This is a genomic window from Streptomyces sp. NBRC 110028, from assembly GCF_001417735.1.
Taxonomy (GTDB): Bacteria; Actinomycetota; Actinomycetes; order Streptomycetales; family Streptomycetaceae; genus Streptomyces.
This window is the reverse complement of sequence record NZ_BBUZ01000035.1, coordinates 144822-157738: the sequence shown is the minus strand read 5'-3', so window position 1 is coordinate 157738 and position 12917 is coordinate 144822. Positions and strand designations below refer to the sequence as shown.

At 73.5% G+C, this 12917-nt stretch carries 11 protein-coding genes; 6 read left to right on the top strand and 5 right to left on the bottom strand.

Features of this window, described 5'->3' with window-relative positions:
* The first annotated feature begins 57 nt into the window (after positions 1-57).
* The 4 genes from ASC60_RS28115 to ASC60_RS28100 all read left to right on the top strand — a co-directional run bounded on the left by ASC60_RS28115 (position 58) and on the right by ASC60_RS28100 (position 5779).
* The gene (locus ASC60_RS28115) at positions 58-1251 is read left to right on the top strand and encodes an FAD-dependent monooxygenase (protein ID WP_055555759.1); all 1194 of its coding nucleotides are present in this window, start codon (positions 58-60) and stop codon (positions 1249-1251) included.
* 129 nt (positions 1252-1380) lie between these two features.
* Positions 1381-2697 carry an NAD(P)/FAD-dependent oxidoreductase gene (locus tag ASC60_RS28110; protein ID WP_055555758.1) on the top strand — a complete coding sequence of 439 codons (1317 nt, stop codon included), beginning with the start codon at positions 1381-1383 and terminating at the stop codon, positions 2695-2697.
* 29 nt (positions 2698-2726) lie between these two features.
* The gene (locus ASC60_RS28105; protein ID WP_055555756.1) at positions 2727-4559 is read left to right on the top strand and encodes a transketolase; all 1833 of its coding nucleotides are present in this window, start codon (positions 2727-2729) and stop codon (positions 4557-4559) included.
* A 149-nt stretch (positions 4560-4708) separates the two neighbouring features.
* Positions 4709-5779, top strand: coding sequence for a phosphatidylinositol-specific phospholipase C domain-containing protein (locus tag ASC60_RS28100; RefSeq protein ID WP_055555753.1), 1071 nt, complete (start codon positions 4709-4711; stop codon positions 5777-5779).
* 1 nt (position 5780) lies between these two features.
* Here the strand turns inward: ASC60_RS28100 and ASC60_RS28095 are convergent, their stop codons facing one another.
* Together ASC60_RS28095 and ASC60_RS28090 are read right to left on the bottom strand one after the other, a co-directional pair.
* Positions 5781-6017: a dodecin gene (locus ASC60_RS28095; RefSeq protein WP_055555751.1), complete on the bottom strand. Its 237-nt coding sequence runs from the start codon at positions 6015-6017 to the stop codon at positions 5781-5783.
* Positions 6018-6119: 102 nt separating this feature from the next.
* Complete coding sequence (locus ASC60_RS28090) at positions 6120-6581, bottom strand: universal stress protein (protein WP_055555749.1); 462 nt, start codon at positions 6579-6581, stop codon at positions 6120-6122.
* 107 nt (positions 6582-6688) lie between these two features.
* Between ASC60_RS28090 and ASC60_RS28085 the strand changes: the two genes are divergently transcribed.
* The gene (locus ASC60_RS28085) at positions 6689-7540 is read left to right on the top strand and encodes a metallophosphoesterase (protein WP_055555747.1); all 852 of its coding nucleotides are present in this window, start codon (positions 6689-6691) and stop codon (positions 7538-7540) included.
* A gap of 13 nt (positions 7541-7553) precedes the next feature.
* Here ASC60_RS28085 and ASC60_RS28080 read toward each other — a convergent pair whose 3' ends face one another.
* Both ASC60_RS28080 and ASC60_RS28075 read right to left on the bottom strand, forming a co-directional pair.
* Entirely contained in the window at positions 7554-8324 is a 771-nt protein-coding gene (locus ASC60_RS28080) for a DUF4239 domain-containing protein (RefSeq protein WP_055555745.1), read from the bottom strand.
* Positions 8325-9273: 949 nt separating this feature from the next.
* Positions 9274-10929 (bottom strand): acyl-CoA dehydrogenase family protein, encoded by a 1656-nt coding sequence (locus tag ASC60_RS28075; RefSeq protein WP_055555743.1) that lies wholly within the window; start codon positions 10927-10929, stop codon positions 9274-9276.
* A gap of 131 nt (positions 10930-11060) precedes the next feature.
* Here ASC60_RS28075 and ASC60_RS28070 point away from each other — a divergent pair, with 131 nt between their 5' ends.
* Positions 11061-11801 (top strand): PaaX family transcriptional regulator C-terminal domain-containing protein, encoded by a 741-nt coding sequence (locus tag ASC60_RS28070; protein WP_055555741.1) that lies wholly within the window; start codon positions 11061-11063, stop codon positions 11799-11801.
* 57 nt (positions 11802-11858) lie between these two features.
* On the opposite strand, the gene ASC60_RS28065 is transcribed toward ASC60_RS28070, so the two are convergent.
* Complete coding sequence (locus ASC60_RS28065; RefSeq protein WP_055555739.1) at positions 11859-12863, bottom strand: LacI family DNA-binding transcriptional regulator; 1005 nt, start codon at positions 12861-12863, stop codon at positions 11859-11861.
* Positions 12864-12917: the final 54 nt, after the last annotated feature.

The following is a 12917-nucleotide window of genomic DNA, read 5'->3' as shown; positions in this document are numbered from 1 at the left end:
CCGCGCGCTGGCCCTATGGTGCTGTCACCTTTTCCCGACCCTCTGTCACGGAGCACCATGACCAAGGCCCTGATCATCGGTGGCGGCATCGCCGGCACGGTCACCGCGATGGCCCTGCACAAGGCGGGCATCGACGCGGTCGTCTACGAGGCGTACCCTCCCGAGGCCACCGACACGGGCGGTGCGTTCCTCCTCGTCGCGAACAACGGCCTGGAGGCGCTGCGCACCATCGACGCCCACGGGCCGGTCCTGGAACACGGCTTCCCGGCCACCCGCGTCGAATTCATCAGCAACACCGGCAAACGGCTGGGCGACAAGCCGATGGCCGGCGCGGAGGACGGCGGGCTGGGGGCGGTCACGATCAGACGCGCCACCCTGGCCCGGGTGCTGCGCGAGGAAGCGGTGCGCCGCGGAGTGCGCGTCGAGCACGGCAAGCGGCTGCTGGCCGCCCAGACCGGCCCGGACGGCCGCGTCGTGGGGTCCTTCGCGGACGGCGGCCGGGCCGTGGGCGACGTCCTCGTCGGCGCCGACGGAATCCACTCCCTCATCCGCCGGACCATCGACGCGGGCGCGCCCCGGCCCCGCTACACCGGACAGCACACGGTGTGCGGCTACACCCGCGACGTCGCCGAACCGCCCGCCCCGGAGACCTACCGGATGGTCTTCGGCAAGCAGGCGTTCTTCGGCTGCACCACCGCGCCCGACGGCGAGGTGTGGTGGTTCAGCAACGCCCCGGCGGCCGAACTGTCCAAGGCGGAGCTGGCCGCCGTCACCCCCGGGCAGTGGCGGGAGCGGCTGACGGAACTGTTCGCCGAGGACCACACCCCGGCCGCCGACATCGTCCGCGCCACCGGCGAGAGCATCGTCGCCACCGCCGCGTACGACCTGATCTCCACCCCCGTCTGGTCCGAGGAGGGCATGGTCGTCGTGGGGGACGCGGCGCACGCGTGCGCGCCCAACGCCGCCCAGGGCGCCTCGCTGGCCATCGAGGACGGTGTGGTGCTCGCCAAGTGCCTGCGCGATCTGCCCGGCCCGCGGTCGGCGCTCGCCGCGTACGAGGGGCTGCGCCGCGAACGGGTCGAGACGGTGGCCGCGAACAGCGCGGGCCTGGCCCGCCGCACCGCCCCCGGCCCCGTCAAGCGGGCCCTGCGGGACGCCACGATGCCCCGCAGACTCGACCGGGCGGGCACCACCGGCGGCGACTGGCAGACCGGCTACCGCATCGACTGGGACGAACCGGTCCGGTCGTAGCCCCCGCGACAGCGCCCGGCCCGGGCGGCGGCATTGTCCACCGGGCCGGGGCCGGCCGCACCCCAGGTTTGACCTCGGCCCGCACGGGCACTTGGAGCGCTCTGCCCTCGTCGCGCCCGGGAGTTCCGTGTGAGCCCAGTACGCATCGTGATCGTGGGGGCCGGTTTCGCCGGTTACCAGGCCGCCCGTACGCTGTCCCGCGCCCTGCGCCGTACAGCGGAAATCGTCCTGATCAACCCCAACGACTACTTTCTGTACCTGCCGCTGCTCCCCGAGGTCGCCGCCGGCGTCCTGGAACCCCGGCGGGTGTCGGTGTCCCTCACCGGCACCCTCCCGCACGTCCGGCTGGTGCTGGGCAACGTCGACTCCGTCGACCTCACCGGCCGCCGCGTGGCCTGGACCGACCCCGAGGGCGAGCGCGGCGAGATGAGCTACGACCGGCTCGTCCTGGCGGTGGGCAGCGTCAACAAGCTGCTGCCGATCCCGGGCGTGGCCGAGCACGCCCACGGCTTCCGCGGCATGCCGGAGGCCCTGTTCCTGCGGGACCACGTCACCCGCCAGCTCGAGATGGCGGCCAACACCCGGGACCCCCGCGAGCGGGCCGCGCGCAAGACCTTCGTGGTGGTGGGCGCCGGGTACACCGGCACCGAAGTGGCCGCCCACGGCACCCTGTTCACCGACTCCCTCGCCCGGCGGAACGCCGCGCTGCGCGGCGAGTCCCGGCCCCGCTGGATGCTGATCGACGTCGCCAAGCGGGTGCTGCCCAGCCTCGACGAACGGCTGTCCCGCACCGCGGACCGGGTGCTGCGGCGGCGCGGGGTCGACGTCCGGATGGGCACCTCGGTCAAGGAGGCCACCTCCGACGGGGTGCTGCTCGACGACGGTGAGTTCATCGACACCCGGTCGCTGATCTGGTGCGTCGGCGTACGCCCCGACCCGCTGGTGGACGGCCTCGGGCTGGCGACCGAGCACGGGCGGCTGCGGGTCGACCGGTATCTGGCCGTCCCCGGCCATCCGGAGGTGCTGGCCTGCGGGGACGCCGCCGCGGTGCCGGATCTGACCCGGCCGGGCGAGTTCACGCCGATGACCGCGCAGCACGCGCAGCGCCAGGGCAAGGTGGCCGCCCACAACATCCTCGCCTCCTTCGGACGCGGCACCCCGCGCCCGTACAAACACCACGACCTGGGGTTCACGGTCGATCTCGGCGGGGTACAAGCGGCCGCGGACCCGTTGCACATCCCGCTGGCCGGCCCCGCGGCCAACGCGGTCACCCGCGGCTACCACCTGATGGCGATGCCCGGCAACCGGATCCGGGTGGCCGCCGACTGGCTGCTGGACGCGGCGCTGCCGCCGCAGGCGGTGCAGTTCGGCCTGGTGCCGTCCTGGTCGGTGCCGCTGGACACCGAGTCGCCCGAGGTCGCGCGGCACGGCCGCGGCGGCGGCTGAACCGCGGGGACGAACCTGGAAGGAGAACAATGCGACACGAACAGCTCAGCGAACTGGGGCAGCAGCTGCGGGTGGACTCCGTGCGGTCCTCGGCCGCCGCCGGGTCCGGCCACCCCACCTCGTCGATGTCGGCGGCGGACCTGATGGCCGTCCTCATGGGCAACCACCTGCGCTATGACTTCGAAAAGCCGGAGCACCCGGGCAACGACCACCTGATCTTCTCCAAGGGGCACGCCTCCCCGCTGCTGTACTCGCTCTACAAGGCGGCCGGGGCGCTCAAGGACGAGGAACTGCTCACCTTCCGCAAGCTCGGCAGCCGGCTGGAGGGCCACCCCACCCCCGAACTGCCCTGGGTGGACGTGGCCACCGGATCGCTCGGCCAGGGGCTGCCCTTCGGTGTCGGCATGGCGCTGGCCGGCAAGCGGCTCGACCACGTCTCCAGCCGGGTCTGGGTGCTGTGCGGGGACAGCGAGATGGCCGAGGGATCGGTCTGGGAGGCGTTCGAGCACGCGGGCCACGAACGGCTGGACAACCTCACCGCCATCATCGACGTCAACCGGCTCGGCCAGCGCGGACCCACCCGCCACCAGTGGGACCTCGACGCCTACGCGCGCCGCATCCGCGCCTTCGACTGGCACACCATCGAGGTCGACGGGCACGACATCGCCGCGATCGACCGCGCGTACGGCGAGGCGACGTCGACCGTCGGCCGCCCCACCGCCATCATCGCCCGCACCCAGAAGGGCCGCGGCGTCGCCTCCGCGGAGAACCACGAGGGCATGCACGGCAAGCCGCTGAAGGACGCCGATGAGGCCATCGCCGAACTCGGCGGCGTACGGAACATGGCGGTGCCGGTGCTCGGCCCGCCCGAGGAGAAACCCACCCGGCCCACGTCGGAGGGCCCGCTGAGCCTGCCGCGCTTCAACACCGGCGACACCGTCCCCACCCGCGACGCGTTCGGCGAGGCGCTGGCCGCCGTCGGCACCGCCCGCGGCGATGTGGTGGCGCTCGACGGCGAGGTGGGCGACTCGACCCGCCTGGAGTACTTCCACAAGGAACACCCCGAGCGCTACTTCGAGTTCTACATCGCCGAACAGCAGATGGTGGCCGCCGCGGTGGGCATGCAGACGCGCGGCTGGAACCCGTACGCCTGCACCTTCGCCGCCTTCCTCACCCGTGCCTACGACTTCGTCCGGATGGCCTCCGTCAGCCGCGCCGACCTCAACCTGGTCGGCTCGCACGCCGGGGTCGCCATCGGCCAGGACGGGCCCTCGCAGATGGGCCTGGAGGACCTGGCGGCGATGAGGGCCGTGCACGGCAGCACCGTGCTCTACCCGTGCGACGCCAACCAGACCGCCCAGCTGACCGCGGCCATGGCCGAGCTGTCGGGCATCCGCTACCTGCGCACCTCGCGCGGCGGAACGCCCGTCATCTACCCGTCCTCCGCGCGCTTCCCCATCGGCGGGTCCAAGATCCTGCGCGCCACCGAGAGCGACCGCGTCACCCTCGTCGCGGCCGGGGTCACCGTGCACGAGGCCATCGCCGCAGCGGACCGGCTCGCCCAGGACGGCATCTCCGCCCGCGTCATCGACCTGTACTCGCTCAAGCCGGTCGACGCCGAAGCGCTGCGCACCGCCGCCGAGGTGACGGGCCGGCTGATCACCGTCGAGGACCACCACCCCGAGGGCGGTGTGGGCGACGCGGTCCAGGGCGCCTTCGCCGACGGCGGCCCGGCGCCGCGCATCGTGCGGCTCGCCGTACGGAACATGCCGATGTCCGGCACCCCGGCCGAGCAGCTGAACCAGGCCGGGATCGACGCCGAGGCGATCACCGCGGCGGCCCGCGAACTCGTGGCCGCCTGAGTCGACTTGGGCCGATGAGGCGGATCTGAGCCGAGCACACCCCGACAGACCCCAGAACCCCGCCATGTGACGAAGTCCCTCTCGTCACCCGCGGGCCCCTCCCGTACGCTGCTGCCCAGTTCTGATGGCAGCGGCAGGGGTGGGGTCGGATGGGCAACTCGGGGGGATCCGCGTCCGGCGGGGCGCGGCACACACGAACGGTGGCGGTCGCCGCGGCGGTCGCCGCGCTGTGTCTGACGGCGTCGGCGGGCGCGAGCCCGGCCGCCGCCGCCGCCGAGCCGTCGTACGCCGCCACCACGGGGGTGGGCGTGCACAACGCGTACGAGAAGGCGAAGTATCCGTACTTCGCCGACGCGCTCGACTCCGGCGCCTCCCTGCTCGAACTCGACGTGTGGACCAATGCGTTCGGCGCCGGGTGGCGGGTCTCGCACAGCAATCCGCTCGGCAACGACAACAACTGCGAGAACGCCGCCACCCCCGCCGAACTGCGCACCAAGGCCCGCGACCAGAGCCTGGCGGGCTGCCTCGCCGACATGAAGGCCTGGCACGATGCCCATCCCGGCCACCGTCCCATCGTCATCAAGACGGAGCTGAAGGACGGTTTCTACGACAAGAGCGGCCGCGGCCCCGACGACCTCGACGCGCTCCTCGGCGCCACCCTCGGCGACGCGCTGCTGCGCCCCGCTGACGTGGTGGGCGACCACACCGACTTGGACGAGGCGGTACGGGCCGGGGCCTGGCCGTCCCGGTCCGCGCTCGCGGGCAAGTTCATCGTCGAGCTGATCCCCGGCACCGTCGAGGAGAACAACCCGCTCGACACCCTGTGGACCGATCGTGAGTACGCCACCCATCTGCGTGATCTCGCCGCCGCCGGAAACCTCCGCAGGGCGGCCGCCTTCCCCGCCGTCCACACCGCCGCCGCCGGCGACCCGCGCACCCGGTACCAGGACGCCGCGATCCGCCCGTGGTTCGTGTTCTTCGACGGCGACGCCTCCGCGTACGTCACCCGCGACATCGACACCGCCTGGTACGACGCCCGCCACTACATCCTGATCATGACCGACGCGCAGAACGTCGCGCCCGCCATCGACGGCACCCACCCCACCGAGGCCCAGGCCAGGGCGCGGGTGAACGACCTCGCCGCGCGGCACGCCAGCCTCGCGACCGCCGACTGGTATCCGCTGCCGTCCGTGCTGTCCGCCGTCGTCCCCCGTGGCTGAATCAGCCGGGCAGATCACCGGAGCCGGAGTCGGTCTCCTCCAGCCGGAACCCGACCTTCAGCCCTACCTGGTAGTGCGCGATCCGGCCGTCCTCGATATGCCCGCGGACGGCGCCGACCTCGAACCAGTCGAGATTGCGCAGCGTCTTCGAGGCGCGGCTGATGCCGCTGCGGATCGCGTCGTCGACGCTCTCGGCGGACGAGCCGACGATCTCCGTCACCCGGTAGGTATGCGACATGGCACTCTCCCCGGTCCTGGGGGCGGTCCGATGGTTCCTCTCCCCACGGTGCCTCACCGCGCCCCCGTCCGCGAGCCGGACGCCGCCGGCGCGCCCGGCCGGCTACGGCACCACCGTGACCGGCCAGCGCCCGGCCTTGACCAGCCGGACCGCCACCGAGCCGACGATGCGGTGCCCCGCCCGCTCGGACGCGCCGACCACGACCGCGTCGGCCTTCAGCTCGTCCGCCGCCGTCACCAGGCCGTTGTACGGATCGCCGCGGAAGGTGTGGAACTCCCAGCGCACCTCGAAGGCGCCGCGCAGCCGCTCGGCCGCCTTGCGCACCTCCCGCAGCAGCTCCTCGGCCACCTCTGCCGTGGTGTCGGCCACGGAGGCGCCCAGCGCCGCACCGGCCGCCATCACGGGCTGGATGTACACCAGGGCGAGCAGCGCGTTCTGGCGCCTGGCCAGCCCCGCAGCGTACGCGGCGGCACGCCAGGACGAGTCGGAGCCGTCGACACCGGCCACGATAACCTTCGGACCGTCAGTTCCGCGCTCGAAGGCCGCGGGAAGTTTGTCCACCACATCTGCGAGGCTAGCGCCAGGGAGAAAGGGGTGATCAACCGGCCTGCCCCGCGGCGCGACGACACCGCGACCGCAACATGACCGCCGACCGTACGACAGGAGAAGCAATGGGCGGCACGCACCGGGGCGAACTACTCGCCATCAGTGACCTGCACGTGGCCTACGAGGAGAACCGGGCGATCGTGGAGCGGCTGCGGCCCGGCTCCGAGGACGACTGGCTGATCGTCGCCGGGGACGTCGGCGAGGTCTTCGCCCACATCGAATGGGCCCTGGGGCTGCTGAGCGAGCGCTTCGCCAAGGTCATCTGGTCGCCGGGCAACCATGAGCTGTGGACCCACCCCAAGGACCCGGTGGAGGCCCGGGGCGTGGCGCGCTACGAGACGCTGGTGGAGATGTGCCGGAGCAAGGGCGTCGTCACGCCCGAGGACCCGTACCCGGTGTGGGAGGGCATCGGCGGGCCGCTCACCATCGCCCCGCTGTTCCTGCTGTACGACTACACCTTCCGCCTCGACGGCATCACCACCAAGGAGGCCGCCCTCGCCCACGCCCACGACGAGGGCGTGATCTGCACCGACGAGCACTTCCTGCACCCCGACCCCTACCCCACCCGCGACGCCTGGTGCCGCGCCCGGGTCGCCGAGACCGAGGCCCGGCTCGCGGCCTGCGACCCCGCGCTGAGGACGGTGCTCATCAACCACTGGCCGATGACCCGGCTGCCCACCCGAGTGCTGCGCTACCCCGACTTCGCCCTGTGGTGCGGCACCGAGCTGACCGCCGACTGGCACGTCCGGTTCCGCGCCGAGACCGTCGTCTACGGGCATCTGCACATTCCGCGGACCACGGTGGAGGACGGCGTGAAGTTCCAGGAGGTCTCGGTCGGCTACCCGCGCGAGTGGAAGGCCCACGGCCGGCTGCCCGAGGACCCGCTGCGCCGGGTGCTCCCGGTGCCGGTTTCCTGACCCGGGACGGAGGTCACAGACCTCCTCGGGCACTGGGGAACAGGTCGGTGAAGGGCGTCGTCGCGTCGCCGACCGACCGCCCGAAGGGATCGTCGAAGTCCCACACCAGGTAGAGCAGGAAGATGATGAGGGCGGTGAACATCACCGCCAGCATCAGTTCCCGTGGTGAGCGGCGGATCTGCAGGGTGAAGACCAGCCCGATCACCAGTGCCGCGCCGAACAGCAGCCCGAACCACACCACCTCGGGCATCGTCGGCCCCGCGCTCTGCTGGCGGGCGCCCCGCGCGTCGTCGACGGCGGCCACCTGGTCCATGAGCGGCTGGTAGGCCTGCGCCTGGAGGTCGCTGTGCGGCTCGGCCATGGTGACGTCGTGCCGCAGCCTGGCCAGCAGGTCGGCGCCCCGGTCGGTCAGTTCGCCCTGGTCGACCATCACCTTCCACTCCCGGGACACCACATGGCGCACATACGCGTCGACGTCGTCGCGGATGCGGTCGCGCACCGGCTGGGGGTAGACGCTCACCCGCTCGCTCACCTCGTGCAGCGCCTGCGCCTCCGTCCGCACCCCGTCCTGGGCGGCGCCGCGGGCCTCCCAGACCCCGGCGATGGCCAGGCCCAGCACGATCGCGTAGACCACGCCGATCATCATGATCATGTAGTCGAGGACATCGGGGGTCTCGCTCGGATCGTCGTCCTCGCCGAGCCGGCGGGCGTTGAGGATCGCGAGGACGACGACGACCGAGCAGATCCCGGCCGTCAGAAGAGTCAGAATCAGCCATTCGGGCATGGGTAACCTCCGGTACGAAAAGGCCGGGACGGCCGGCGGTGGGCGCGGGTCAGCCGCGCCGGCCGCGCGAGCCGGAGCGCGAGCGGGGGCGGAGCGCGGCGGCCGCGAGGACCGCGGGCGCGGTGAGCAGCAGGGTGAACGTGACCAAGGAGGTCCCGCCGTCGGGTTGGTGGTGTGCGGGCTTGTGATACGCGCGCACCTCGACGCGGCGGGTCCCGCTCGGCGCGGGGGCCGGCTCGGGGGGCGGTGCCGGAGGTTTCGGGGGCCGGGCCGGCGGAGCGACCGGAAGCGGCGCCGCGGGGCGCCGCGTGGACGGCGCGGGCGCGGGGGCGGGCTCTGCCGGCCGGGTGGGCGCGGGGGCGCGCGGTGGCGTGGGGCGCGGCGCAGGGGTGGCCGAAGGCGACGCGCTGGGCGTGGGCGTCGGCGAAGGGGTCGGCGTGGGGCTCGGCGTCGGCGTGGGCGTCGGTTCGGGCGGAGTGGGCGTGGGGGTCGGGGTGGGCGTCGGCTTGGGCGGCGTGGGCGTGGGCGTGGGTGTGGGCTTGGGCGGCGGGCACCAGCCGTGGCGGAACCTGAGCCGGTCCCGCCGTGCCGCCACCGACGCCCTGACGCACCCACAGAAGCCCGGGCCGATCTGGACCCGCACCCGCAGCCTCACCCCCGCACGCGGTCCATGGTCCGCACCCCCGTCCCCCGTCGCCGCCCCGCCCCGGACGTCGATCGTCCGCCGCGGGGCGGTGGTGGCGGCCGCCCGGCCGTCACCGTCCCCGTCGGCCACGGCTGTCGCCCCCGTCGAGGCGAGCAGCAGGGCCGTCGTGAGGACCCCCGCCCGCCATGCGCCATGCCATCGATTCACGAGGAGATATTCGGCTGAACGGGCCGCCGTCAGCCCTGTGCCCCCGATGATTCGTCCGAATAGGGGAAATAATAAGGAGGTTTCCGTGAGTGAGGTTTACGCTCCCAGGTCCTTGGGCCGGGCCCGGTCAAGGATCGGGCCGGTGTCCGTCCCCGGCGGCAGGGTGCCGAAGGCGTGCCCCCAGTCCCCGTCGAGCCGGGACGCGCAGAACGCGTCGGCGACCGCCGGGTGGCTGTAGCGCACCAGCAGGCTGCCCTGCAGGACCAGGGTCATCTGTTCGGCGAGGCGGCGCGCGAGCAGTTGCGCCCGCTGCGGATCGGCGGCCTGCGGCAGCAGCGCGCGCAGCCGGGCCACCGCCGCGTCCAGCCGTGCGTCGGCCCCGGCCGCAGTGTCCACCTCGGCGAGGAAGGCGTCCAGCGCGCCCGTCTCCCGGCCGAGGGCGCGCAGCACGTCCAGGGCGGCGACGTTCCCCGAGCCCTCCCAGATCGACTGCAGCGGCGCCTCCCGGTACAGGCGCGGCATGCCGGAGTCCTCCACGTAGCCGTTGCCGCCCAGGCACTCCAGGGCCTCGGCGGCGTGGACGGCGCCGCGCTTGCACACCCAGTACTTGGCTACCGCGAGCCCCAGCCGGCGCAGCGCCGCCTCACCGCCGTCCCCGGCCTCGGCGCGGTCCAGGGCCGCGGCCAGCCGCATCGCGAGCGTGGTCGCCGCCTCCGATTCGACCGCCAGATCGGCCAGCACGTTGCGCATCAGGGGCTGGTCGATCAGCTCGGCGCCGAAGGCCCGGCGGTGCTCGCAGTGGTGCAGTGCCTGCCGCAGCCCGGCGCGCATGCCCGCCGCCGAGCCGATCACACAGTCCAGCCGGGTCACGTTGACCATCTCGACGATGGTCCGCACCCCGCGCCCCGGTTCGCCGATCCGCCAGGCCATGGCGCGGTCGTACTCGATCTCGGAGGAGGCGTTGGAGCGGTTGCCCAGCTTGTTCTTGAGCCGCTGGAGGCGCAGGGCGTTGCGGGTGCCGTCCGGCAGGACGCGGGGCACCAGGAAGCAGGTCGGTCCCTCGGGGGTCCGCGCCAGCGTCAGGAACACATCGCTCATCGGCGCGGACGTGAACCACTTGTGGCCGGTGAGCAGGTACGTGCCGTCGTCCGCGGCGGTGGGGGTGGCCTCGGTGGTGTTGGCGCGCACGTCCGAGCCGCCCTGCTTCTCCGTCATCGACATGCCCGCGATCAGCCCGCGCTTGGTGAGCGGCGCGCGCAGCCCGAAGTCGTAGGCGCGGGCGGTCAGCAGCGGTTCGTACGCGGCGGCCAATTCCGGTTCGGCGCGCAGCGCCGGGACCGCGGCGTACGTCATGGAGATCGGGCAGCCGTGGCCGGGCTCGGCCTGGGCGAAGGCGTAGAACGTGGCCGCGCGCGCCAGGTGCCGCCCGGGGCGGGTCTCGGCCCAGGCCGCCGCGTGCTGACCGCTCTCCACGGCGGCGGTCATCAGCTGGTGGTAGGCGGGGTGGTACTCGACCTCGTCGATCCGGTGCCCGTAGCGATCGTGGGTGTGCAGCACCGGAGGGTGCTCCTCCGCCATCCGGGCCCAGTCCTGGACCTCGGCGGAACCGGCCCGGGCGCCCACCTCCCGCACCTGTGGCTCGGCCCATTCGGCACCGTCCCGGCGCAGGGCCTCCAGCAGGGCGGGCTCGTCGGCCGTGCTGAATTCGGCGAGGGGCGGAGCCTGGTTGAGGACTTCGTGCGTCGCGCTCATGGAAAGGGTCTCCTGGGGTCGCCGCGGATGCCGGGCCTCGCGGACTCAAGGGTCTCTTACATTTTCAGTATGCGTGATGGGAAACTGTAATGACAGGTGGGAGGCGGTGATGGATAGGGTTCCGCACAGTTATGGACGACACCGGAACGCTCACGCTGCGCCCCCTGACGGCGCGCTCGATCGTGCTCAGCACCCTGCTGGGCCACCATCCGCCGGAGCTGCCCGCCCGCGCGCTCGTCCGCGTCGGCGCGCTGTTCGGCACGGCCGAGGGGACGGTGCGGGTCGCCCTCACCCGGATGGTGGCCGCCGGTGACCTCGAACAGCACGGCGGCGCCTACCGGCTCACCGACCGGCTGCTCGCCCGCCAGGCCCGCCAGGACGACAGCCGCGCGCCCCGCACCCGGCGCTGGGACGGCACCTGGGAGATCGCCGTCGTCACCCCCGACCGCCGCCCCGCCCCCGAGCGCGCCGCGCTCCGCCAGGCGATGGCCGCGCTGCGGCTCGCCGAACTCCGCGAGGGCACCTGGCTGCGCCCCGCCAACCTCGTACGCCCCCGCCCGCCCGTGGTCGCCGAGCAGTGCGGCTGCTTCACCGCCACCCCGGAGGACGACCCGGCCGCCCTCGCGGCCCGGCTCTGGGACCTGCCGGAGTGGGCCGGCCGGGCCCGCCGCCTCGCCGACGCCCTGGACGCGGTGCGGAGCCCTGCCGACCGCTTCACGGTGGCCGCGGCGGTGCTGCGGCATCTGCTGACGGACCCCGTGCTGCCGGACGAGCTGCTGCCGCGGGGGTGGCCGGGCGCCGCCCTGCGGGGCAGGTACGACGCGTTCGAGCGGGACTTCCGCGGGGAGCTGCGCCAGTACACCGCCCCGTGACGGGGGTGGCCAGGGGGTGTCTTGTGGATCATGCCGGGCTGATCCACAAGACACCCCCTACGCCGAACCGCGCAGCACCAGCTCCACGTCCAGCACCACCGCCGGTTCGATCGTCTCCCCGCCCGCCAGTCGCAGCAGCTGACGCGCCAGCCGCCGCCCGATCTCCGCGATCGGCTGGCGCACGGTCGTCAGCGGCGGGTCCGCGTACCGCGCCGCCTGCACATCGTCGAAGCCCACCACCGCCACGTCCTCCGGCACCCGCCGCCCGGCCCGCCGCAGGGCCCGCAGCACCCCGAGGCCCATGAGGTCGGAGGCCACGAAGACGGCGTCCAGCTCCGCCTGCCGCCCCAGCAGCTCCCGCATCGCGACCGCGCCCGACTCCTGTGTGAAGTCCCCGGCCGCCACCAGCGGTTCCCGCCCCGCCTCGGCCAGCGCCGTCCGGTAGCCGCTCAGCCGGTCGATACCGGCCACCATGTCCTGCGGGCCCGCGACCGTGGCGACGCGGGTGCGGCCGGAGCGGAGCAGATGCGCCACGGCCAGGGCCGCGCCCCCGGCGTTGTCGACGCCCACGTACGGCAGCGCCGTACGTCCCAGCAGCCGTTCGTTGCAGACCACCGGAATACCCATGCGGGCCAGCGCGGCGGGCAGCGGATCGGCGCCGTGCACGGAGGCGACCATGACCCCGTCGACGTGGCGCGCCAGGGCGAAGCGCTCGATGCGGTCCCGGCCGGCGGGGGAGCGGGCCATCATCAGTACCAGCTGCTTGTCGGCGTCCTCCAGCTCCTGGCCGACGCCGCGCACCACGCCGGGGAAGAACTGGTCGTCCGAGAACACCCGGTCCGGCTCCTCGGGCAGGACGAGCGCGAACGAGTCGGTGCGCTGGGTGACCAGGCTGCGGGCCGCCTGGTTCGGGACGTACCCCAGCTCCTCGACGGCCCGCAGCACCGCCGCCCGGCTGTCGTCGGCGACCCTGGTCGAGCCGTTGACGACGCGGGAGGCCGTGGCGCGGGAGACGCCCGCGTGCCGGGCCACGCTCTCCAGGGTGGGCCGGGGCCGGTGCATCGCCGCTACCTCGCTGTTCGCTTCGCCGCCTTTTGTTACGTCGGTACAGCATGG

Bases quoted from the DNA above. Each gene is read 5' to 3' on its own strand.
- ASC60_RS28115 (WP_055555759.1), top strand. From the start codon at position 58: ATGACCAAGGCCCTGATCATCGGTGGCGGCATCGCCGGCACGGTCACC.
- ASC60_RS28105 (WP_055555756.1), top strand. From the start codon at position 2,727: ATGCGACACGAACAGCTCAGCGAACTGGGGCAGCAGCTGCGGGTGGAC.
- ASC60_RS28100 (WP_055555753.1), top strand. From the start codon at position 4,709: ATGGGCAACTCGGGGGGATCCGCGTCCGGCGGGGCGCGGCACACACGA.
- ASC60_RS28095 (WP_055555751.1), bottom strand. From the start codon at position 6,017: ATGTCGCATACCTACCGGGTGACGGAGATCGTCGGCTCGTCCGCCGAG.
- ASC60_RS28085 (WP_055555747.1), top strand. From the start codon at position 6,689: ATGGGCGGCACGCACCGGGGCGAACTACTCGCCATCAGTGACCTGCAC.
- ASC60_RS28080 (WP_055555745.1), bottom strand. From the start codon at position 8,324: ATGCCCGAATGGCTGATTCTGACTCTTCTGACGGCCGGGATCTGCTCG.
- ASC60_RS28075 (WP_055555743.1), bottom strand. From the start codon at position 10,929: ATGAGCGCGACGCACGAAGTCCTCAACCAGGCTCCGCCCCTCGCCGAA.
- ASC60_RS28070 (WP_055555741.1), top strand. From the start codon at position 11,061: ATGGACGACACCGGAACGCTCACGCTGCGCCCCCTGACGGCGCGCTCG.
- ASC60_RS28065 (WP_055555739.1), bottom strand. From the start codon at position 12,863: ATGCACCGGCCCCGGCCCACCCTGGAGAGCGTGGCCCGGCACGCGGGC.